Source organism: Streptomyces sp. NPDC093094 (genome assembly GCF_044754345.1).
GTDB lineage: Bacteria > Actinomycetota > Actinomycetes > Streptomycetales > Streptomycetaceae > Streptomyces.
The window spans coordinates 38,645-57,332 of sequence record NZ_JBIVOX010000035.1 but is presented as its reverse complement, the minus strand read 5'-3'; the positions used below and the strand labels follow the sequence as shown (position 1 = coordinate 57,332).

Genomic DNA, 18,688 nt, shown 5'->3' with positions numbered 1-18,688 from the left:
GGACTCGTCCCGGCACCGCGCAGCGAAGCAGGAACCCACTCGACACCGCAGCCTTCAACGGCGCGGTAGGCGGGAATCTCCCCCCTTCAGGGGGGGAGAGGATGTCAATTCAACTACCCGGACAGTCCCTACGAGCGCTTCTTCCAGTGGCACCGACTCCAGGAACCGCCCGAGACCGACGTCGTCCCCGAACTCGGCGAAGCAGCCACCCACGCACACGCGGTCGTCGACAAGACCGGGTACACGCTCCTCACCCCAGAGGCCGCCGAGCTGATCCACCGAGCCGGTTGGACTGACCTCGTCTTTTGCGGAATCGCCACCGAGAGCTGTGGCCTGAAGTCCGCCGCCGACGCCTTCGAGTGCGGCTACGCGCCCTGGATCGTCACGGACGCCTGCGCCAGCGACGCCGGCCCCGACGTCCACGACGCCGGCCTCCTCGTCGCCCGCCGCCTGATCGGAACCGGTCAACTCGTCACCAGCGACCGCGTGATCGGCCAACTCACTGCGTACGCCGGGGCCCCGGTGCTGGAATAGCTCCATGGCCGACACGCTGTACGACACCGACCTGATCATCATCGGCGGCGGCCCGGCCGGCTGCGCCGCCGCCCGCATGGCCGCCAGCGTCGGCATGCGCTCGATCCTGGTCGAGCCGGACCGGCTGTGCCGCAACCTCCACCGGATCCCGGCCCTGAACAACGTCCTCGGCGGCTACACCAGCGGCCCCGAACTGGCCGACTCGATCGTCGCGGAGCTGAGACGGGTGAGGTACTGGTAGGCAGCGCTGCAGGCGTTGTGACCCATGGGGACCATGGACACGTGAGCGAGAACCGAAGGGCTTGGACGCCATGACAGAGAAGACCTCCCGCGGCTCGGGCGATGCGAATGGACCACCGGTCATCCTGAGCAACGAGCCCGGCTCGTTCGCCTGGGGTGTGCTGGCCAAGCGCCACCCTGCCCTCATCCGGCAGGTACGAGACGCCTTCCCGTACGGCCGCCGGCAGCACGAGGCCCTCGACGCTCTGCTGGATGAGATCACCAATGGCGTCATCGAGCCGCTCGCCCCTGGGGAGCACGACCATGAACGCTGGGCGGGCTGGGGGCAGAAGCACTTCGGACGCTCCTGGTACGACGCCCCGTTCTTGTGGGCGGAGAGCTACTTCTACCGCAGGCTCCTCGGCGCGGTCACGTACTTCGGCAGTGGGCCGTGGCAGGGAGTCGATCCGTTCGCGCCGTTCAAGCGGGCCGAGCTGCGCGGCGAGACCGTGGAGGAGGAACTGCGGGCCCTGGACGCGCTCGCGAACGTTCCGACGGACGAGCGGGCTGCCGCCCTGCTCCGCGCCTCGCTCTGGGGCAACCGCGCAGACCTCGGCTTCCGCGTCTCGGCGGGGGAGCCGGTGGCCGGTGACGCCGCTGCCTCCGCGCTGGTCGCCGACGACAGCGCCGTGCTGTGGCAACTGCTGCCTGTCGGAGGTTCCTCGACCGTCGCTGTGGTGGCGGACAACGCGGGACGCGAGCTGATCCCGGACCTGATCCTCATCGACCACCTCCTCGAACAGCGACATGCCGAACAGGTCGTGCTTCACCTCAAGCCGTACCCCTACTACGTCTCCGACGCGATGACGGCCGACGTCGTCGACTGCCTCCGTCGCCTCATCGAGGCACCCGGCGAAGCCAGTGCGATCGGAGGCCGGCTGTGGAAGGCCATGGCGGCAGGAAGTCTGGAGGTCCGCACCCACCCGTTCTTCTGCGCTCCGCTGCCGTACCAGGAGATGCCAGAGGACCTCCGCGGCGAGTTCGAGAGCGCCACGCTCACCATCCTGAAGGGCGACCTCAACTACCGACGCCTGGTGGGTGACCGGCTGTGGGACACCACAGCGCCCTTCGCCGGTCTCACGGCGTACTTCCCGGGGGCTGTCGCGGCTCTCCGGACTCTGAAGTCCGACGTCATCGTCGGTTTGGAGCAGGAAGCGCTGGACGCGCTCGAAGGGTCCGGGGCTGCCTGGCGTACGAGTGGAACGCACGCGCTGATTCAGGTGCGACGGTAGGCGATCTCGGTGACGATCGAAACCCAGAGAGCAGTCGCCGCTGCCGTCGTCGTTCGGGGCGAGCGAGTCCTGCTCGTGCGGCGACGTGTGGCGGAAGGCGCACTCTCGTGGCAGTTCCCGGCCGGGAAGATCGAACCCGAGGAGACTCCCGGGGAAGCCGCAGCACGTGAGACCGAGGAAGAGACCGGGCTCCTGGTGTTGCCGCAGAGTGTGCTGGGACAACGGGTGCACCCCATGACAGGCCGGGAGATCCACTACATCGCATGCCGCCCCGTCGGCGGCCAGGCGGTCGTGGCGAGTGCTGACGAGGTGGCCGGGCTGACCTGGGCCGCGCACGGCGAGATCCCGCAGTACGTGCCGTACGGGCTGTTCGGCCCGGTGCAGGACTACCTCGATGCGGCTCTGCTGGTCACCGCCGCGCAAGCCCATAATTCGGACGCTGGTGGGGCTGAGGACGTCCACCCCGCAGACCGTGCCGATCAGACCGTCGCGCTGTCCGGCGGCCAGAGCCGGTAGACGGGAGCGGCGGGCGTGCGGACCGACACCGATCACGGTCGCTCAGTCCCCACCCTTGTCCGCCAGCGGATCATGCCCCCAGTTCATGAGGGAGTGGCGCCAGCGCGTGTCCCGTACGTCGCCGGACGGGCGTTGCGCCAGACGGCGGCGAATGTAACCCACGACCTTGCGCATGTGCTGGTGGTCCGCGTCCGACAGGTCGTCACGCTTGGTACGCAGGATGGCCAGGACGTGGCGTCCCGAGGCGTGCCCGGTGGACTCGCCTCCGTCCTTGCTCTGCCCGGCGCTGTGGGACTCCTCTGTCTCCAGCCACTTCTCCAGATCCGCCGACCGCATGTTGACCAGCTCGCGGAACTCGTGCCAGGTGCTGCGCTGCGCCTCGTCCATCAGCCGCTCACTTCTTCCGCTTCTTCAGGGCTGACGGCTTGTGGACGGCCGACCTGCCCGACTTGTCGCTCCTCACCTCGTACTGCGACTCCTCGGGCGAGGCGTCCACGGTCCGCCCGGCTGCCTCGGTGCGCCCGGTGATCTTCTTCTCGACCTGCCCCTCGGTCTCGCTGCCGTGGCTCTTCCAGGCGACCTTGTCGCCCTTGCGGAGTTTCTTGTTCTGGGCCTCGCCCTTGGCCATCTCCTGTACCTCCTGCGCGGTGGAAACTCCCGGAACCTCGGGTGCTGTATGCGTTTCCACCCCTGAGGCAGGGGCCCGGGCTCCGCGACCGCAGGAAACCCCAGGCATGCCTGGGGCAGGCGCTTCACGGCAGTGGTTCCGGCCTCGGCCGCGCCAGACGCGGACAGAAGTGACCGAGCGAATACCGCCAACCCGACCGACTTCGTCGACGAGAACAACGGCACTCCGGCAGAGTCGCGCTGTCGGGCGCGAACTCAATCAGAGGGCGTGACCGGGGCCCGCAGGCCCAGCCATTGATCGGCGTCCCAGGCCCGGAACCGCTCCACCTCGGTGAACCCCAGCTTTGCCGCGAGGCGCATCGAGCCGACGTTGGCGGTCTGGGTGGTGAGCACCACCGGCTCGCCGGGAAGGACGCCGTCGAGCCAGTCCAGTGCAGCCGCGCACGCCTCGGCGGCGTACCCGAATCCCCATGCCCGCGGCAGGAACAGATAGCCGAGATCGGCCTTCCCCACAGCGGCCGGGCGACGGTGCTCCGTCGCTCTCCTGAGCAGGATCTGGCCGATCATCGTCCCGTCGAGATCGACGACGAAACTCCCGGGCCGCCGCCCGGGCACCTCGGGCATCTCGCGCTCGACCTCGTCCCGCGGCCGGGCGCCGCCCAGGTAGGTGTGCACCTCCGGCGAGGCGTGCAGTTCGACGAACGCCGCACGGTCCCATGCCTCGGGCTCACGCAGCACGAGCCTTTCGGTCTTGATCGGTGCAGGCGGCCACGGAACGGGTCCGAGATCATCCATGTCGGCCAGCCAATCAGCGGCCTCCGGCGTGATCAAGACTCGCGGTCCTTCTTGGCTTCTTATCCCCCTGAGATGTCTTTGAGAGCTCGGATGTGTGACCCGTCCACGGAGCAGTCTCCGAGGGGACGTCACGCCACGCGACACCGGTCCGCAGCACTTACATGACGCCGGCGAGGTCGACTCGGTCGGGAACGCATAGCTGCCCGGGGCGGCGACGGCGCCGCTCGTGAGCGGGTGGTAACAGCGGGACCACCCGCTCCCGCAGGCCGTCAGGAACAAGATCACCACGCACGTGGACATCCTGCCGAACCAAGATCGTCGAACGTAGGATCCGCAGCTCAACTCGTCCTCGGAAAGGTGCAGTTACAGCGGCTGCGGCAGAAGAGCTGGACGCTCTCTGCGCCGACGGAAGCCGTCGGGCTCACCTGCAGAGGGGACTGGCGAGCGCGTCGTGGGCGGGCGCGGCGGAAGTCGACGGTGCGTTGTCCGAAATCAGCTGCCCTATGGAGCGAGGCGGGAGCGTGAATCGATGGAGGGCCGTATGCTCGCCGCCGGCGAAGATGCTGTTCATGGCAGGGGCGAAGTGTGTTCGCTGCCCATATCGCGAACTCGTGTTCGGTAGTGGATCAACGGCCCGCTAGCATCCCTGCATGTCCGAAACTGTCGTGCAGCGCCTCCTGAAGAACGACCGTCGCACCGCCAAGGTCGCCGCCGGCGAGAGCATCTCGCTGCCCGAGGACTGTGCGAAGGCGCTCCTCGGCGAGTTGGCGTCCGGCGAGGTGGTCAGGGCCCTGTACCACGACGGCTGGGGCTACGCCGCACTCACCACCCGCGGCCTCGTCCTCGTGCGTCTGCTGGCGCCGAAGGCGGTCCGCGTTCCCGCGCCCCTGCTGATCCTGCGCCGCGCGTACGGCATGTTCGGCTCCGTCGACGTCCTGGTCGACGGTAAGCCGCGTAAGTTGCACGGCTCGAAACTCGACCCGAAGGGAGAGCTTCTCGGGACGGTGGGGCGGCTGCTGCCCCCTGACTCACCGTTGCGCCCCGGCCGCGCCAGGCGGCTGTCCACATGGGTGCGCAGACATCCCGTCGCTGTGGCCGCGGCCGCGGCCGTGGTCGCCCTCGCTGGGGGGAACCCGGGCTCGGGAGGGGAGAAGGCCGTGGCGCAGGACCGGACCTACCGCACCGTTCACGTGCCCGACTTCAACGGCAGCTCCCTTGCCTCGGCGGTGGGGAAGGCGCGCCTCGACGGATGGCGGAAGGTGTCGGCCGCCGACGCCTCCTCTGCCCGCCGGTCGGTGAAGCTCACCGCGCCGGGCTGGCGGGTGTGCTTCCAGAGTCCGTCCGCCGACGTGCCGTCCTGGCCGTCCCTCATCACGCTGACGCTCTACGCGGTGCCCGAACGGGAGCTGTGCCCGGCATGGCTACAGGCATCCCGCCGCATCCTGATGCCCGACCTGGTCGGTGAGCAGTTCGACGGTGCCTCGCGCGCCCTCGGCGACCTGGGGATCGACCAAACAGACGCCTTCCACGCCCACACCGGCGAGCGCCTGGACGAAGGCGGGTCTCAGGACCTGGCCGACTGGCTGGTGTGCCGGCAGCGCCCGGAACCGGGCAGCGAGGTCTCGACCACGACGCAGCCCGACCTGTGGCTGATCAGCTCTGGCACTTCCTGCACCGAACCCAGCCCGAGCCCGAGCCCGAGCCCGAAGCCGAGCCCGAAGCCGAAGCCGAAACCCAAGCCGGAGCCTCGGCCGTCCCAAGGTACCTCTGGCGGCGGCAGCGGGGGAGGCGGAACCGGTAAGGGCTCGTCCGACCCCACGAGTTCCGGCAGCGGTGGGTCCTCCGGCGGTTCGGGCGGCACCACAGGTTCGAGTGGCGGCAGCGGCGGCCGGGCGGGTGTCCAGTTCGGACAGTACTGCTCCCCTGTGGGCGCCACCGCGACGACCGGCGACGGGCGGCCGGCGAAGTGCTTCATGGGCAGCGACGGCCAGGCCCGGTGGGGCTACAACTCCGGGTGACGTCGCACACCACCGCAGGCCGGACGCTGCGGGCGCCGCTCGTCGTGGATGACGCTTACCGGACGCTGCCGTTACCTCGCTGGCGCGCTGCTGCGGGATGTGCTTCTGGACGGGGCGGCGAAGCGTGGGCTTGCCGCGGCGGCCCTTGCCGTGGTCCTTCAGCACAGGGCCGGGCGTTCGACGAGGTGCCAGGACTGGCCCGCCGGCACCGCCCGCCGTCTGCCCCCCCCGCCGGTCAGATCCGACGGGTACTGCTATTTCCCGGCCGCGCCGACGGCTGGACGCCCGCGACGGGGTGTTCGGCATCCCGGGCCCGGAAGCCTTCGGCCGGCAGCCGGTGCGACGGCGTCACCCGTTCCTGCACCCGCGCGGCGCGCACGTCACGGAACGGGGACTCTCCGATGCCGCTTGGATGCGCGCCGCTTGTGCTTCCGCACGCTTCTGCTGGCCGGAGCGCGAAGCTGCCACCATCGCCCTGCGCGGCCTACGATTTCCTGGAGGCGGTCGAGGCTGCCAGCCGCGCCGAGTTGGCGGCCGCGCGCCTTCGTCCGCGATCCCGCCGAGCGCCCGGGCACAGAGGCGGCACCCGCTACGCCCACTGTGTGAGTATCACTGCCGGGGGAGGGAGGCTCAACGAACGGCCAGCAGGCCGTACAAAAGGGGAATCCGCGGCTCGGGCAGCCGCCACCAGCCAGAGTTCGTACGGACCATCCGCGGCCAGCGCGGCCACGGAAGCTCGTCGCTCTCCCGCAGTCGCCGGACGCCCATTCCCGCATCCGTCAGCGCGTTCACGACCTCTCCTATCCCGTGCATCCACTCGTAACTGTCCGTGGCACCCTCGACGGCCGGACCGTCGGTGTAGGTGTGGGTGGCATCCCGGTGCACCGGACCGGAGCCCCCCAGGTAGTCGTGGCGCAGCAGCAGCTCCGGTCCCTCACCCGGACCCGGTTTCGGGCCGAGCGCGTTGAGCAGCGGGTGGAACTCCACGACGTACAACCGCCCGCCCGGTCGCAGAAGCCTGGCCACGACATCCGCCCACCGGTCGAGGTCGGGCAGATAGCACAGGGCGCCCTTGCCGGTGTAGACGACGTCGAACCGCCGGTCCTCGAGCACTGCCGCGGCGTCGTACACGTTGGCCTGGACGTAGGTGACGTCGAGGCCCGACTTCGTGGCGAGGTCCCGTGCGGCTGTCACGGACGCCGCCGAGAAGTCCAGGCCGACCGCCCGCGCTCCACGCCGGGCGAAGGCGAGCGTCTCCGTGCCGAGGTGGCACTGCAGGTGCAGCACGTCCCGGCCGGACAACTCGCCGAGGTCTTCCCACTCGAACGCGGCGAACCAGCGCTCCGGATTCAGGTCCTCGTCCAGGCCGTAGAACCGGCTGGTGACGTGGACCGGAGTGCGGGCGTCCCAGTTCGCCTGGTTGGCGCGCATCAGCCGCGCGTGCTCGGCGGAGGTCATGCGGACATCCAACCGCGCCTCGGCCGCGCGCGGGGGGAGGAAAACCGGAAAAGTGCCGTGCCGGGTGTCGATCGGCCGGTTCTCGATTCGTCGGTGGGGTGTAGGGAACTGATAGAACCGCGAGCGCGGGGCGGAGTTGCCCTCGGGTGGTGATGGTGGCCAGGGTGAGAGTGGCTTCAGTGATGCCGTACTGGTCGCCGATGCACTTGCGGGCGCCTGCGCCGAACGGCACGAAGGCGCCGTGTAGGGAGGGTGGGCCGGGGGTGTTTCTCCCGCGGTCCGGGGCGAACTGCTCGGGGGCCGGCGTAGAGGCCGGTGGTGGCTGGCGGAGGTGGCGGCTGTAGACGACAGGTGTCCCGGCCTCATTGAGCTGTTTTCGTCCTGAATAGCAGCAGGTCAGGAGTGTGTGGACGGCCTGGACGATGGTGCCGATGCGGCGGGTGGAGCATCTGGCCCGACGGAGGATTCGCCAGGACTTCAACTGCTCGAAGGCGCGCTCACCGGGAGCTCTCAGCCGTGCGTGGTCACGGTTGAACTGCTGGTAGTGCTCGGGCTGTTCGCGGTGGCGGTAGTACGGACGGTGGCGCCGGCGCCCTGGTAGGCACGGTCGGCCAGGACGAGGATCTGCCGGGTGAGGCATGCCTGGACGATGCGGTGGGCCCGGGCCGCGGTCAGGTCATGGGTGCGGCCCGGTGTCGCGCGGGCGAACCACAGTGGTGTGCCGTCGGGGCGGGCGATGACCTGCACGTTCATGCCGTGCCTGCGCTGCTTCATGGAGTAGTACGGCTCGTCCGCACGGATCCGGTCGGTGGGGATCAGGGTGCCGTCGACGATGACGTGGTCGCCTTCACCGAGGCCGGTGAGGGCTTCGTGGAGGCCGGGAGCCCAGGAGGCCAGAACGTCCAAGGTCTCGTCCACGTACCGCCAGGCGGTGGCCTGGGATATCCCGAAACCTGCTCCGAGCTGCGAGAACGCCTCGTTCTTGCGTAGATGGACGAGGGTGAGCAGCGCCTGCTGGAAGCAGCCGAGCTTGCGCCGGCGGGTGTTGCGGGCCTGGCGGTGCTCATGCAGCAGCCAGGCGACATGCTCGACGAGGTCGTGCGGGACGTCGAGCGTGGCAGGATACGGAACCAACAGGGCCCCTTCGGTCGCCGGTGTGATGAGTGGAATCACCACGCCAACGACGAGGGGCCCTGGCTCGTCACCACACCCGCTGAACAGCCCATTTCACCCTCCCGCGCAGGATGAAAGAGGTTCGGCGAAGTTGTACGTGCGCAGGTGGCTCGCCGCCCCGCTCGCCATGCCCGACGGCACCCTGCACCAGCGGGAGCGTGGGACGCCACAGGGCGCCCCGGTGTCTCCCGTCCTGGCGAACCTGTTCCTGCACTACGCGTTCGACACGTGGACGGCCCGGGAGTACCCGACCGTGCAGTTCGAACGCTACGCGGACGACGCCGTGCTGCACTGCGTCTCCGGGCGCCAGTCCCGCGAGGTCCTGGCGGCGCTGGAGGACAGGATGGCCGAGGTCGGGCTGCAACTGCACCCGGACAAGACCCGGATCGTCTACTGCAAGGACGGCGCACGCCCCGGCTCGTACGGGTACGAGGCGTTCACGTTCCTGGGGTACACGTTCCGTGCCAGGAGAAGCCGGACCCGGCACGGGAACCAGTTCCTTTCGTTCGAGCCGGCGATCAGCAGGGAGGCTCTGACCAGGATTGGACGGGAGGTGCGGTCATGGTGTCTGCACCGCCGGTCCGACCTGACCTTCGGCGAGCTCGCCCGACGGATCAATCCGATGGTGGCGGGCCGGCTCAACTGCTACGGCCGGTTCCGGCCGTGGGAGCTGCACTCCTTCGTCATGCGCATCAACGCCTACCTGGTGCGCTGGATCCGCAAGAAGTACCGACGGCTCGCGGGCAAACGGAAGGCGCTGGCGAAGCTTCGGGAGATCGCGCAGCGGTACCCCCGCATGCTCGCCCACTGGCGCTTCTCGCCCACGCAGGGAGCCCTGTTGTTCTGAGATCAGAGCGGCAAGAGCCGTGTAACGGGAGACTGTTATGCACGGCTCTGTGAGGGCCGGGAGGTGAGATCCCTCCCGGCTATTCGACCCACGCCGATTGGGGAAGCGCGCACGCTGGTGCCGTTGGCCTTGCGGAGGGTGCGCTGACCGAAGGTGGGGCTTGCTCAGCTGTGAGCGTCAGAGCTGCCGCGCAGATACGCGGCGAGAATCGCTCGTACTGCGAGGGGTTCACGGACTGTTGTTCGATGAAACACGAGCGAGTCGGTGAGTGCGATCAGCTCTTCGATTCTGTCGTCGGAAGCGGGCAGACCTGCTCCGGCGAGGGCCGTCGCTGTGACCTGCCGGGTGATGGTGTGCACCTCTGACTGAATCGTCAGTCTCGCTCGAAGGTATGACGCGTCGTCGAGTTCGAGGAGGAGGGCGTAGCGGGCTCTCATCTCGTCACGTCTGGCCGCGAGTGTCTCGACCAGTCCCGTGATCAGCGCGGCGAGCTCGTCGGGGCCGAGGCGGGGTTCTTGCTCGAGCCGTTCGTGCAATGCCTTGGCGAGGGCTTCGGCGTCTGTTGTCGATCTGGCGGTGAGCGCGTCGACGATGAGCTCGATGAGCGCGATGCGCGTCTTGGCGTGGTAAGAGGTCGAGCCCTGCGGTATGTGCGCTTCGCGGTCCACGGCTCGATGGGTCAGGGCGCGCACGCCGTCGCGGGCGATGATGCGGATCGCGCTGTCGGCGATCAGTTCCCGCCGCTCACTGCTACTTGCAGACACGGTCCAATGCTACAGGTGTAGAGTTCGACACGAGGCTCTACACCTGTAGTGAAATGACGGCGGGTTGTCCGCCGATCCGACTGGGAGGACAGAGCAACGATGATCGATTTCGTGCCCGATCCGATCCTGTACCCGTTCCGGTCACGCTGGTTCGACTCGTCGGCAGCTCGGTTGCACTATGTCGACGAGGGCTCGGGTCCGCCGATCGTGTTCTGTCACGGCTCTCCGACCTGGAGCTTCCTCTACCGGCACCTCATCAAGGGGCTGCGGGACCGGTACCGCTGCATCGCTGTGGACTACCCCGGTTTCGGGCTGTCGGAGCGTCCTTCCGGTTTCGGCTACACCATTGCTGAACTCACGACGGTCGTCGGTCAGCTGATCGATCACCTGCAGCTCGACGGCTTCGTCGTAATGGGACAGGACTGGGGCGGTCCGATCGGGCTCGGTGCGGCCACCACACGCGCGAATCGCGTAAGGGGAGTCGTTCTGGGGAACACCGCGTTCTGGCCGGTCGAACCGTTGGCGAATCGAGCGTTCAGCGTGGTCATGAGCAGCCGCCCGATGCAGCGCCGGATCCTTGAACAGAACCTGCTCGTGGAGCGGTTCCTGCTCGGCAAGGCCGGTCCCGCACTGACTGCCGCCGAGGCAGACCACTACCGACTGGTCCAACCCACCGCAGAAGCCCGATGCGGCCTCGCGGTCATGCCTGGCCAGATCCGCGCGGCCCGGCCGCTGTTGGAGAAGCTCGCCGACGACGTGCCGGCATTCCTCGGTGACAAGGCGACTCTGGCAGTGTGGGGCATGCGGGACATGGTGTTCCGGCCGAAGGCGTGCCTGCCACAAATCCGCGCCGCGTTCACCGACCTCGAGATCGTCGAGCTGCATGAGGCTGGACACTTCGTTCAGGAGGATGCAGCCGAGCAGATCACGGCAGCGATCATTGAGCGATTCGCCTGAATCGATGCGGTGATCGGGTCTCCGGCCAGGCTCCATCCGGCCGGGGTCGCGGAAGCGGGCCTCGGCAGCCGGACAGGCCAAGGCGAAGACAGTCCAGCAGGACATCAGCTCACGGACCGCCCTCTCAGCTTGACTCTGTCGGGGATCTTGGTGCCGACGGAGTCAACTGCCCAGGGTTCGTCAGGACTTCGGGCGAGGGATTTCGCGCTGGTCGAGGTGGTTCTGGAAAGCAGTCGGCTGGCGGGGTGTGGGTGCTTCCTCAGCCGGTGGCAGTCCGCTGAGGCGCTCGATGTTGACCGCGATGGCCGTCAACACGTGCTGGACGTGGACCTTTCCCTGTCCTCGGTAGCGGCAGCGCCGCATGCCGTGCCCGTGGGCGAACTCGTTGACCGTGCCCTCCACTCCGGAGCGGACCGCATAGCGGGCCTTCCACTCGGGCGTCTGCTGCTCGGCACGGACGCGGAGTTGCAGGTCACGGAGCTCGCGCGGGGGAAAGCCCACGGTGCGGGCGCTGTCGGCGGTGCTGGTGCATTGCGTGTGGGCCGGGCAGGGACGGCACTGGCTCTTGGTGAACCGTGCCACGATCAGCGGGGCCGCGGTGGGCGAGGACGTCGGGTAGGGGCCGTGCCGGCCCGCGCTGACCTGCCCCTGAGGACAAGTGACCTGCTGACGATCGAAGTCGATATGAAAGTCGTCCCGGTCGAAGCCCTCGTTCTTGCGGTGCTGGCGGGTGGGGTTGGCCGGCAGTGGGCCGCTGACGGTGACCTGGTGTTCGCGCTCGGCTCGTTCCAGACGGACCAGGGAGGTGTAGCCGCCGTCGACCAGGTGCTCCGCGGGCAGCAGCCCGCGTCGGGACAGGCGGGTGTGGATGCCGGGCAGGACCTGGCTGTCGTGGGTGGTGGCCGCAGTGGTGGCGACATCCGTGATCACGTTGGGGCCGTCGGCAGCACAGGTCTCGGTCAGATGAGCGGCGAACCCCTTCCAGCTGATGATGTGCCCGTGCCGTGCATAGCGGGCCGAGGTGTCGTAGGGCGAGACGATCGCCCTCGACGACGGCGGCAGACCCGCCCCGCCTTCCTTCTCGGCGGTGCGCCAGCGAAGGTGCCCAGCAGTATCACGGTGATAGTTCTGCATCATGATCTGCCGCAGAGCCTGAACACGAGGACCGGACATGCGGACCGCTCCGTACCGGTAGAGGTGTTCCAGAAGCCGGACGGCGTCGTTTCCGGCAGCGAGGATCCTGGTCATGGGCTTGGTGGGGTTCTTCCCCAGGCGGACCGGCCGACCGTAGCGGAGCCCCCAGTCCTCGTCGACCAGCTCGTCCAGCAGATGAGGAGAGACGCCTGCGACCTCTTCGAGTGCAGCGCGAACCGCCTCGGTGATCAACTCCAGGCGGGTCAGGTCACGCACCACGGCCAGGACGTGGGTGGAATCGGTGCGCTGTGTGGTGCGCTCGCGCACCGGTCCGGCCTCCTTCAGGCGCGCGAGCGCGAGGTCGAGGAGGCGGTCGGCGCGGTCGTCTTCGGCGAGACGGTCTCGGAAGTCGGCCGGCACGCTGTGGTGGAAGCCGGGGTCGTCCAGCTCCATCGCCATGGCGTACTTGAAGTCGATGCGGCAGCGGACCGCCTCAGCGGCCTGCCGGTCCGACAGGCCGAGCAGGAACTGCAGCACACAGACGGTGGCCAGTTGAGCAGGCGAAAGCCCGGGACGTCCGTCCCTGGGGTACCAGTCCGCGAAGTCCTCGTCGCGCCACAGCCCGTCGAGGCGGTCCCTCACCCATATCGCCGTCGTGCCGCCCGGGTTGCTCGCCCGCGCCACCTGCGCGGTCAGAGGCGGGACTCGCTCACCGGAACGGGGGCGCAGGGACAACGGGCACCTCGACAGCTGCATCGGTCGGTGGAACTACCCGAGCATGCCCGTCGGCCATGCTGTCGCACCGGGAAACTCCAAGACCCCCGACAGAGTCAAGCTCACACCCGACCGTCTCGGCGAAGGCGTGGAACTGCTCCGGTGTGCTCAGTTCGTCGGGCATGGGGGCTGCTCCTTCGGAGCCGGCTGCGTCGCTTTCGGATCTATGGTTGTGGAAGAGGCCCGGCGTGAGGCTCGTAGGATGACCGCATGCCCAAGCCGTTACGGATGAGCCGCCGCAGGTGGGTTGTTGCCGCGTGGGCGGTGCTGTGCGTGGCCGGTATCGCTGCCACTGCCGCACTTGACGCCTTTCCGGCGCCCGGCGCGCAGCCCGAGGAGCCTGTCAGAGTCGAGTGCGCCGAGTACATCAGGAACATTGAGACGCAGTTGGCCAAGGCTGAGAGGGAAGGCAACGACGACGGCGTGGTGGCCTTCACTCGAGTCCGGGTCGGCGCGGACGACTGCAGCGATGAAGTCGTCGACCACTTCAGCGGCGACCGGTGAGCCGCCGTACCGGGCTCGCTGAAGAGTTGCCGGGCCGAAAGGTGACGTCGTCTCCGGTGAGGTGCGCGTAGAGGCCGCTCGGTGTGGCGGTGACCGATCGCAGGTGCAGACCGTCGGGAAGGTTGCGCAGCTGAACGGGTTCAGTCAGAACCTTGTTGAGCAGAGCACGTCCCACAGCCGGCAGATCACCCTGAGTGATGGTGACCTCGGTGAAGGCGATGCGGTTGGCGGAGATCGCTGTCACAGTTGTACTCACGGTGACCTGACCGCTGAACGGCAGGATCAGCTGTGCCTTGACCCTGCCGGGCTCGCTGTCTCCTGCGATCTCGAGGCCGAGTGCGTCCGACACGTCTTCGTACGACAGGAACGCCGTCGCGTCCACGGCTCGTGCGTTGGCCTGGTCTGCCTCGCCGGAGGTCTGCAACCCGTCCAGTCCGAGGGTGAGTCTGGTCACCGGCAGCGGTCGGCTGGTGTCGCGGGCGGGTATGTCCTGGGCGGTGATGTCCACGTGCCGCAGAGTGCCGGAGGCCAGCTGCGGCAGGACGGGGAAGCCGCGTACATCGACCGCGGGGCGCTCTGGAGTGCCCATTCCCCGCTGAAATGCTTTCGCTGTACGGCTCTCCGCACGACTCGCCGCGACACGGTCGACGATGACGGCTGTCGCCCCCACCGTGACCAGACAGATGGCGGCCATGACGGCCCCGCGGCGCATCCTCCGGCGCGGCGGGTGGGCAGGCGCGGAGTCGTCGACGGGCTCAGACCAGTGTCCGAGGCTGCCGTCATGGTGGTACGGGTTCATGATGTCCCCTTCTGTGTGGACTGGTCGAGCGGTCGAGTGTTCGGGAGGCCGTATGCACGTGCCCTGGCGAGAACCGTGCCGGCTCACCGCGGTGTGGACAGGCGGCCTCTGCGAGAACCGCCGGGCCGCGGCTCACGTCACTCCTCGCGTACTCCGACGAGAATCCGTTCACGCCATCGGAGGTCCGTCCCGGCCCCTGCCGTGGGCCGTGCACGCCGCCCGGCGGCGGTGCCCGCCCAGCCGAGCAGGAATCCCGCGGGTATGGCCAGCACGGCGGTCGACTGCAGCCCGATGAGATGGATGTCGTGTCCCGGCAGGAGCGAGGTGGGCGCGCCTGAGAAGGGGAGGGAGCAGATGTACAGGGCGGTGGTGCACAGAACACCGCCGTACACGGTCCACAGCAGCCCGGTCCGGTTGTACCGGCTCCAGAACAGTCCGTACAGGCAGGCGGGCAGGACCGTGGAGGCGGCGAGGGTGAGTGCCAGATAGGTCAGTGACTGAAGGTTCCGCCCCTGGGCCATGGCCGCCAGAAGGATGCCCAGTCCGCCCACGGCTCCTACGGCCCATCGGGCCGACCGGACTTCCCGACGCTCGGACATACGGCCTCTGCGTGTCGCGTGCGCGTGGAGGTCGTGTGCCAGGGCGGCCGCGGCGCTCAGTGCGATACCGGCGACCACCGCCAGTACGGTGACGAACACGGAGCACGCGACAGCGGCATACAGCACGTTGCCCGCAAGGCCCGAGATTCCGCCCCCCAGGTCCCCGGCCAGGAGGAGCAGGGCTGTCTGGCCGCTGCTGTCTGCTCCACGGATCTTCTGGCCCCCCACGACACCGGCGGCACCGAGTCCGGCGATGACGACGCAGAGGAAGAAGACGGTCATGATCGCGACGGCGTAGCGGGTCGCCCTGCGGGCGGTGGCGCCGTCGGCGGCCGAGTTGATCCTCATCAGGACGTGCGGCATGCAAGCACCGCCCAGGACAACGGACAGTTGCAGACTCAGGAAGTCGAGGCGGCCGACCGCGCTGCCTCCCACGGCGTGACCCGGTTCGAAGTATCGGTCGTGAAGCCCGCTCCCCTGCTCGGCCGCGGTCAGCAGGGCGCCCGGAGCGAAGCCGTAGTGCCACAGGACGAGAAAGGCGAGGAGCACCATGGTGGTGAACACCACGGCCACCTTGACGATCTGGACAAGACTCGTCCCTCGCATACCGCCGAGCACCGTGAAGCAGACCATCAGCACTCCGACGAACACCGTGCACACCTGCGCGGCACCCAGCCCGGTCAGTCCGAGCAGCAGTGCCGTGGCGCTGCCGGCCCCGGCCAGTTGAAGGACGAGGAAGGGCAGGCAGACGGCCAACGTGGCCACGGCGGCGGCGATACGGGACGACGGACCCGGCGATCGCAGCGCGAGGATGTCGCCCAGGGTGTAGCGGCCGGCATTGCGCAGCGGACCGGCGAGGAGCAGGAACACCCCGACGGCCAGGCAGCTGCTGACGGCCAGGGAGATGCCGTCGTACCCGGCCACGGCCACCAGGCCGGACACGCCCAGGAGTGTGGCGGCGGATATGTAGTCCCCGGTGAGCGCCAGCGCGTTCTGCACGGGCGTCAGTGACCGGTTCCCGGTGTAGAAGTCGGCCGTCGTGTCGCCCTCGGGTCCGGCCAGAACGCACAGCAGCAGGGACAGGGCGATGAATGCCATGAAGGCGGCCAGCACCATTGCCCGGTCGTCGGAACTGCCCGAGACCGATGCGAAACCTGCGGCGAGCGACAGCTCGGTCATATCTGTCTCCCCGGTGATGGGTACGGCCCCCGGGACACGCTCTCTGCCGGGCCCGGCTGAGGCGGCTGCGAGTGCACGGGCTGGGCATGACGTCGCATCGAGTCGACGAGCGGATCGACGTGGCGACGGAGCGTGCGGTCGTACCGCCATGAGGTCAGCAGCAGCGTGACCAGTTGCAGAGCGGCGAGCGCGATGCCCAGAGGCATGCTGCTCGCCGGTCGGGTGGTGAACAGCCCGTCGGCCGTGGTGGACAGCAGCGCGGTGAGCAGGAAGGCGGCGCCGTTGACCGCCAGGAACCGCCGACGCGCCCCGGAAAGCGTGCGAGGCACTTGGTGCAGGGCGCTCGCGACAGCCTCATGGGGCCGGTCGGCTGACGGGGGCCCGTGGCCGGGCCAGTGGAACGGGACGGACATGAGGGGTCCTATCGCGAGGTGGATGGTCACGAACCGGGGCCCGACATCACGGTTCCCGGCATGCCGGGACGGGAAGCGCGGCGAGCGGTGTGCCGGACGGACCGGGCAGTGCCGGACGGCGACGGTGGGCACGCAGCGCCGGGGCGTCGGGGATTGCCGGGGATCGAGCGAGTGCGGTCGCCCCGCAGGGCGGCGGAGAGACCGCACCGGGTCAGTTGTCGGGGATGCCGGCGCCGCTGAGGGCGGGGACGGTCCTCTCCGGCCGGACGAGGGAACGGGCGCCGAGCCGGAACTGGTCGAGTTTGTCGACGATGGTCTGGCCGACGGGTGTGTGGCCCCAGATGCTGATGCCCTGGTGGGTGGAGGGCTCCCAGGTGCTCTCGTCGATGACGAGGGGGTTCCAGCCGACCTCCCACTCGAAGCCGGAGGGGGTGCGGGCGTAGTAGGAGAGCTCCTTGTCGTTGGTGTGCTGGCCCACCGACAGGGCCATGTCGAAGCCGAGTTCGTGCACCCGCTGGTAGCTCTGGGCGACGTCGTCCAGGCTGTCGGCCTGGATGTTGAGGTGCTGGACGCGGGTACGGATCGGGTCGATCGGCAGGCCGCGAACGGCGGCGATCGCGATCGAATGGTGGCGTTCGTTGACGCGCAGGAAGCGGATCTTGAGCTTGACGCCGCTGATGGTCTCGTTGATGTAGTCGGTCAGGCGGGCGTCGAAGACCGTGTTGTAGTAGCCGCGCATCAGGGTGGGCTTGGCGGAGGTGATCGCGACATGCCCCATGCCCGAGTCGCCGGTGACCCAGCCGGAGGCGAGCATCCGCAGCGGCTCGGACGAGATGCGCGGAGTGGTGTAGATCTCCTGCACGATGCCCTTGGGGCCGGGGAAACGCAGCAGGCGTTCCACGCCGCGCAGGGCCGCCTCCTCGTCGGAGCCCCGCACGACGGGGACGCCGTGGGCCCGGATGCGACCCTCGATGTGCTCGAAGGAGATGTGGTCGTCGATGTGCCAGCCGATCGCCACCACGTCCTCGGCGGGGCCGCGCCGGATCAGGAAGCGGCACTCGTGGCCGTCGAGACGGAAGCGCATCACATCACGGGAGATGTCGTCGTGGTGCATGCCGATGGCGTCGGTGCCGAACCGGCGCCAGTCGGCGAAGCGGTGGGACTCGATGACGATGTAGCCGAGGTGGACGGCGCCGAAGACCGAGGATGGGGTGTTCATCGGCGGTCCGCCAGGAAGTCGGCGCAGAGCTGGTTGAACAGGTCGGCCCGCTCCCACTGCACCCAGTGCCCCGTGTTGGAGACCTCGTACAGGTCGCAGTTGGGCATGTGCCCGGCCAGCATACGGCCGCCCGACGGCCGGTTGACCTTGTCCGCGGTGCCCCACAGCACCAGGGTGGGCACGGCCAGCCGGTTCAGGCGCCTGTCGCGGGTGAAGTCCATCTTCCACAGCGCGCGCAGCGACTTCGGGCGCCTGAGCGGCGGGGCGGCGACGACCTCGGGGTCGATGCTGTCCTGGTAGCGCGCGTCAATGATCGAGTCAGGCACCTGGGCGGCGTTGAAGACGAGGTAGTTGCGGATGAACTTCTCCAGCTTCTGCCGCGAGGGCCCGTCCCCCGTGTAGTAGTTCAGGAGGCTGTTCAGGCCCGGCGTGGGCAGCGCGCGGGTGGTGCCGATGCCGCCGGGGCCCATGAGCACCATGCGGTCGACCCGCTGGGGGGTGTCCAGCGCGAGTCGCAGGGCGCAGGCGCCGCCGTAGGAGTTGCCGACGAAGTGGGCCTTCTCCAGGCCGAGCTGGTCGAGCACGCCGCGGATGCCGGCGGCCAGGGCACCGAAGGGATCGGTGGGGTCGATGCCCTTGCTGCTGCGGCCGTAACCGGGCAGGTCGGGCACGATGACCCGGAACTCCTCGGCCAGCTCCGCGATGTTGCGGCTGTAGTTGGAGACACCGGAGGCGCCGGGGCCGCCCCCGTGGAGCAGCAGGACGGGGTCTCCCTGCCCCGTCTCGGCGACGAAGATCTTCTTGCCGCCGACGTCGAGCAGGCGCTCGTGCATCGCGGGGACTGCTGTGGGTGTGGTCATGGTGCTC

The 18,688-nt window shown here is 68.8% G+C and carries 17 protein-coding genes and 4 pseudogenes; 8 read left to right on the top strand and 13 right to left on the bottom strand.

The window, feature by feature from the left end; translation table 11 throughout:
- Window positions 1–75: 75 nt before the first annotated feature.
- The 4 genes and pseudogenes from ACIQGV_RS38690 to ACIQGV_RS38675 all read left to right on the top strand — a co-directional run.
- A complete protein-coding gene (locus ACIQGV_RS38690) occupies window positions 76–534 on the top strand; it encodes an isochorismatase family protein (RefSeq protein ID WP_402503941.1) in 459 nt (152 codons plus the stop codon).
- Window positions 535–538: 4 nt separating this feature from the next.
- Window positions 539–757 (top strand): annotated as a pseudogene (locus tag ACIQGV_RS38685) (FAD-dependent oxidoreductase); the annotation flags it as partial.
- Window positions 758–845: 88 nt separating this feature from the next.
- Complete coding sequence (locus ACIQGV_RS38680) at window positions 846–2,045, top strand: damage-control phosphatase ARMT1 family protein (RefSeq protein WP_402503934.1); 1,200 nt, start codon at window positions 846–848, stop codon at window positions 2,043–2,045.
- Between the two features lie 3 nt (window positions 2,046–2,048).
- Window positions 2,049–2,450, top strand: a pseudogene (locus ACIQGV_RS38675) (NUDIX domain-containing protein); the annotation flags it as partial.
- 153 nt (window positions 2,451–2,603) lie between these two features.
- Here the strand turns inward: ACIQGV_RS38675 and ACIQGV_RS38670 are convergent.
- From ACIQGV_RS38670 to ACIQGV_RS38660, 3 genes are all read right to left on the bottom strand, one after another.
- Window positions 2,604–2,948 (bottom strand): DUF3140 domain-containing protein, encoded by a 345-nt coding sequence (locus ACIQGV_RS38670; protein ID WP_402503932.1) that lies wholly within the window; start codon window positions 2,946–2,948, stop codon window positions 2,604–2,606.
- Window positions 2,949–2,955: 7 nt separating this feature from the next.
- Window positions 2,956–3,189: a DUF2945 domain-containing protein gene (locus ACIQGV_RS38665; RefSeq protein ID WP_402503930.1), complete on the bottom strand. Its 234-nt coding sequence runs from the start codon at window positions 3,187–3,189 to the stop codon at window positions 2,956–2,958.
- 254 nt (window positions 3,190–3,443) lie between these two features.
- Window positions 3,444–3,983, bottom strand: coding sequence for a GNAT family N-acetyltransferase (locus ACIQGV_RS38660; protein ID WP_402503928.1), 540 nt, complete (start codon window positions 3,981–3,983; stop codon window positions 3,444–3,446).
- A 650-nt stretch (window positions 3,984–4,633) separates the two neighbouring features.
- Between ACIQGV_RS38660 and ACIQGV_RS38655 the strand changes: the two genes are divergently transcribed.
- Window positions 4,634–6,001, top strand: a complete 1,368-nt coding sequence (locus tag ACIQGV_RS38655; RefSeq protein ID WP_402503926.1) for a hypothetical protein — start codon at window positions 4,634–4,636, stop codon at window positions 5,999–6,001.
- A 630-nt stretch (window positions 6,002–6,631) separates the two neighbouring features.
- On the opposite strand, the gene ACIQGV_RS38650 is transcribed toward ACIQGV_RS38655, so the two are convergent.
- From ACIQGV_RS38650 to ACIQGV_RS38640, 3 genes and pseudogenes are all read right to left on the bottom strand, one after another.
- The gene (locus ACIQGV_RS38650) at window positions 6,632–7,459 is read right to left on the bottom strand and encodes a class I SAM-dependent methyltransferase (RefSeq protein ID WP_402503923.1); all 828 of its coding nucleotides are present in this window, start codon (window positions 7,457–7,459) and stop codon (window positions 6,632–6,634) included.
- 163 nt (window positions 7,460–7,622) lie between these two features.
- A pseudogene (locus ACIQGV_RS38645) lies at window positions 7,623–7,859 on the bottom strand (cytochrome P450); the annotation flags it as partial.
- A pseudogene (locus ACIQGV_RS38640) lies at window positions 7,839–8,635 on the bottom strand (transposase family protein); the annotation flags it as partial. The pseudogenes ACIQGV_RS38645 and ACIQGV_RS38640, both read right to left, overlap by 21 nt.
- Between ACIQGV_RS38640 and ACIQGV_RS38635 the strand changes: the two are divergent.
- Window positions 8,619–9,479 carry a reverse transcriptase domain-containing protein gene (locus tag ACIQGV_RS38635; protein WP_402503921.1) on the top strand — a complete coding sequence of 287 codons (861 nt, stop codon included), beginning with the start codon at window positions 8,619–8,621 and terminating at the stop codon, window positions 9,477–9,479. The pseudogene ACIQGV_RS38640 and the gene ACIQGV_RS38635 overlap by 17 nt on opposite strands.
- Before the next feature lie 164 nt (window positions 9,480–9,643).
- Here the strand turns inward: ACIQGV_RS38635 and ACIQGV_RS38630 are convergent, their stop codons facing one another.
- Window positions 9,644–10,243: a TetR/AcrR family transcriptional regulator gene (locus ACIQGV_RS38630; protein WP_402503919.1), complete on the bottom strand. Its 600-nt coding sequence runs from the start codon at window positions 10,241–10,243 to the stop codon at window positions 9,644–9,646.
- A 99-nt stretch (window positions 10,244–10,342) separates the two neighbouring features.
- Between ACIQGV_RS38630 and ACIQGV_RS38625 the strand changes: the two genes are divergently transcribed.
- A complete protein-coding gene (locus ACIQGV_RS38625) occupies window positions 10,343–11,200 on the top strand; it encodes a haloalkane dehalogenase (RefSeq protein ID WP_402503916.1) in 858 nt (285 codons plus the stop codon).
- A 180-nt stretch (window positions 11,201–11,380) separates the two neighbouring features.
- Here ACIQGV_RS38625 and ACIQGV_RS38620 read toward each other — a convergent pair whose 3' ends face one another.
- The gene (locus ACIQGV_RS38620; protein WP_402503914.1) at window positions 11,381–13,090 is read right to left on the bottom strand and encodes an IS1182 family transposase; all 1,710 of its coding nucleotides are present in this window, start codon (window positions 13,088–13,090) and stop codon (window positions 11,381–11,383) included.
- A gap of 228 nt (window positions 13,091–13,318) precedes the next feature.
- Here ACIQGV_RS38620 and ACIQGV_RS38615 point away from each other — a divergent pair, with 228 nt between their 5' ends.
- Window positions 13,319–13,612, top strand: a complete 294-nt coding sequence (locus tag ACIQGV_RS38615; RefSeq protein ID WP_402503911.1) for a hypothetical protein — start codon at window positions 13,319–13,321, stop codon at window positions 13,610–13,612.
- Here the strand turns inward: ACIQGV_RS38615 and ACIQGV_RS38610 are convergent.
- From ACIQGV_RS38610 to ACIQGV_RS38590, 5 genes are all read right to left on the bottom strand, one after another.
- On the bottom strand, window positions 13,596–14,306 hold the full coding sequence (locus ACIQGV_RS38610; RefSeq protein ID WP_402503939.1) for a DUF2993 domain-containing protein: 711 nt from the start codon (window positions 14,304–14,306) through the stop codon (window positions 13,596–13,598). The genes ACIQGV_RS38615 and ACIQGV_RS38610 overlap by 17 nt on opposite strands.
- Before the next feature lie 242 nt (window positions 14,307–14,548).
- The gene (locus tag ACIQGV_RS38605) at window positions 14,549–16,189 is read right to left on the bottom strand and encodes a cation acetate symporter (RefSeq protein ID WP_402503909.1); all 1,641 of its coding nucleotides are present in this window, start codon (window positions 16,187–16,189) and stop codon (window positions 14,549–14,551) included.
- Window positions 16,186–16,518, bottom strand: a complete 333-nt coding sequence (locus ACIQGV_RS38600) for a hypothetical protein (RefSeq protein WP_402503907.1) — start codon at window positions 16,516–16,518, stop codon at window positions 16,186–16,188. The genes ACIQGV_RS38605 and ACIQGV_RS38600 overlap by 4 nt, the downstream gene beginning before the upstream one ends.
- A 295-nt stretch (window positions 16,519–16,813) precedes the next feature.
- Complete coding sequence (locus ACIQGV_RS38595; protein WP_402503905.1) at window positions 16,814–17,821, bottom strand: VOC family protein; 1,008 nt, start codon at window positions 17,819–17,821, stop codon at window positions 16,814–16,816.
- On the bottom strand, window positions 17,818–18,681 hold the full coding sequence (locus ACIQGV_RS38590; protein WP_402503903.1) for an alpha/beta fold hydrolase: 864 nt from the start codon (window positions 18,679–18,681) through the stop codon (window positions 17,818–17,820). Before ACIQGV_RS38590 ends, ACIQGV_RS38595 begins: the two co-directional genes overlap by 4 nt.
- Window positions 18,682–18,688: the final 7 nt, after the last annotated feature.

Excerpts from the sequence above, each read along its gene's own strand:
- ACIQGV_RS38680 (WP_402503934.1), top strand. The coding sequence starts at position 846 with ATGACAGAGAAGACCTCCCGCGGCTCGGGCGATGCGAATGGACCACCG.
- ACIQGV_RS38670 (WP_402503932.1), bottom strand. The coding sequence starts at position 2,948 with ATGGACGAGGCGCAGCGCAGCACCTGGCACGAGTTCCGCGAGCTGGTC.
- ACIQGV_RS38665 (WP_402503930.1), bottom strand. The coding sequence starts at position 3,189 with ATGGCCAAGGGCGAGGCCCAGAACAAGAAACTCCGCAAGGGCGACAAG.
- ACIQGV_RS38660 (WP_402503928.1), bottom strand. The coding sequence starts at position 3,983 with ATGGATGATCTCGGACCCGTTCCGTGGCCGCCTGCACCGATCAAGACC.
- ACIQGV_RS38655 (WP_402503926.1), top strand. The coding sequence starts at position 4,634 with ATGTCCGAAACTGTCGTGCAGCGCCTCCTGAAGAACGACCGTCGCACC.
- ACIQGV_RS38650 (WP_402503923.1), bottom strand. The coding sequence starts at position 7,459 with ATGACCTCCGCCGAGCACGCGCGGCTGATGCGCGCCAACCAGGCGAAC.
- ACIQGV_RS38635 (WP_402503921.1), top strand. The coding sequence starts at position 8,619 with ATGAGTGGAATCACCACGCCAACGACGAGGGGCCCTGGCTCGTCACCA.
- ACIQGV_RS38625 (WP_402503916.1), top strand. The coding sequence starts at position 10,343 with ATGATCGATTTCGTGCCCGATCCGATCCTGTACCCGTTCCGGTCACGC.
- ACIQGV_RS38620 (WP_402503914.1), bottom strand. The coding sequence starts at position 13,090 with ATGCAGCTGTCGAGGTGCCCGTTGTCCCTGCGCCCCCGTTCCGGTGAG.
- ACIQGV_RS38615 (WP_402503911.1), top strand. The coding sequence starts at position 13,319 with ATGCCCAAGCCGTTACGGATGAGCCGCCGCAGGTGGGTTGTTGCCGCG.
- ACIQGV_RS38610 (WP_402503939.1), bottom strand. The coding sequence starts at position 14,306 with ATGGCCGCCATCTGTCTGGTCACGGTGGGGGCGACAGCCGTCATCGTC.
- ACIQGV_RS38605 (WP_402503909.1), bottom strand. The coding sequence starts at position 16,189 with ATGACCGAGCTGTCGCTCGCCGCAGGTTTCGCATCGGTCTCGGGCAGT.
- ACIQGV_RS38595 (WP_402503905.1), bottom strand. The coding sequence starts at position 17,821 with ATGAACACCCCATCCTCGGTCTTCGGCGCCGTCCACCTCGGCTACATC.
- ACIQGV_RS38590 (WP_402503903.1), bottom strand. The coding sequence starts at position 18,681 with ATGACCACACCCACAGCAGTCCCCGCGATGCACGAGCGCCTGCTCGAC.